A 1601-nucleotide genomic window follows, 5' to 3' on the forward strand; every position below is an offset into this window, starting at 1 on the left:
GCCCGGCGCAGGGCGTCCTCCGACAGATCGCTCCCCGGCGACGCCACCCAATACCCCGCCAGCCGCCGGGTGGCGCCTTCCGCCACGTCGACCACCGCTGCCTCCGCCACCCCCGGCACCCGCCGCAGCGCCGCCTCGATCTCCCCCAGCTCCACCCGATAGCCCCGCACCTTCACCTGCCGGTCCCGCCGGCCGACGAACTCCAGCGCTCCGTCCCGCCGCCACCGCGCCAGGTCACCGCTGCGGTAAAGCCGCGAGCCCCATCCAGAATCGAGAGCCCCCGAAGCCGGGTCCGGCACAAAAACCTCCGCCGTCCGCGACGGCCGCCCCAGATAACCCCGGGCCAGCCCCGGACCCCCGATGCACAGCTCCCCCACCGCTCCCGGCGGCACGGGACGTCCCTGAGGATCGAGGAGGACCATCCGGCTCGCCGCCGTCGGACGGCCGATGGGCAGCACTCGCTCCGCCTCCCGACGGCAGCGCCAGGAGGTCACCGAGATGCTCGTCTCCGTCGGGCCATAGCGGTTGAGCAGGTCCGCCCGATGCTCTTCCCCAAAGCGCGCGTAGAACTTCTCCGGCAGATCCGCCGGCACCGTCTCGCCGCCGGTGATCACCGTGTGCAGCTCGGTCAGGCTCTGGAAGGCCGGCTCGCTCAGCAAGGCTTCCAGCAGCCCCGGCGGGAAGGATGCCTGGGTGATCCCCGCCGACGCCATCAGCTCCAGCAGGTACCCCGGATCCCGCTGGCCCCCAGGCCGCGCCAGCACCGTCCGCCCTCCGGCCACCAACGGGCCGAAGATCTCTAACACCGAGACGTCGAAGGAGAGCGTCGTCTTCTGCAGGAAGGCGTCGTCGGCGGTGAAGTCCTCCCGGCGAGCGTACTCCAGGCGGTTGGCCAGGGCTCCGTGGGCGATGACCACGCCCTTGGGCCGGCCCGTCGAGCCAGAGGTGTAGATGACGTAGGCGGCGCTTTGCGGGTGGGGCTGGGGAAGAGCGACCTCAGCGCCCACCGCAGGCAGGTCGTCATCCAGGAAGAGGGGCTCGACGCTCTGGCCCAGAACATCGCGCAGGGAGCTCTCCAACCGGCGCTGGGTCAGCACCCGCTGCAGCCCCGTATCCTCCACCATGTGCTGCAAGCGCTCCGCCGGCAGCTCCGGATCCAGCGGCACCCACGCCGCCCCCGCTCGCAGCACCGCCAGCAGCCCCACCACCACTTCCGGCGAGCGCTCGGCGAAGATGCCCACCAGGCTCTCGGTCCCCGCGCCCAGCCCCACCAACCGCCGGGCCAGGGCCTCCGAGCGCGCCGCCAGCTCGCCGTAGGTCAAGACCGCCCCGTCCTGCTCCACCGCCGGTGCGGCCGGCCGCCGCCGCGCCTGCTCCAGCACCAGATCCACGGCCAGCTTTGTCTCTCGGCAAGGGGCCGGGTAGCTCAGCTCCGCCGGCCCCCACTCCCAAAGCAGCTGCTGGCGCTGGCCGGAGCTGAGGAGCGAGAGCTCCGCCACGGGCTTCTCTGGCTCCGCCAACGCCGACTCCAAGAGCCGGCGCCACCAGCCGGCCCAGCGGGCGATGGTGCTGCGGTCGAAGAGGTCGGTGCGGTAGACGAA

The 1601-nt window shown here is 72.5% G+C and carries 1 protein-coding gene; it reads right to left on the reverse strand.

Annotated features, from left to right (window positions below):
• Nucleotides 1-1601, reverse strand: a 1601-nt coding sequence (locus SX243_26235; GenBank protein MDY7096486.1) for an amino acid adenylation domain-containing protein, incomplete at both ends; no start/stop codon positions are given.

This window comes from Acidobacteriota bacterium (assembly GCA_034211275.1).
Taxonomy (GTDB): domain Bacteria; phylum Acidobacteriota; class Thermoanaerobaculia; order Multivoradales; family JAHZIX01; genus JAGQSE01.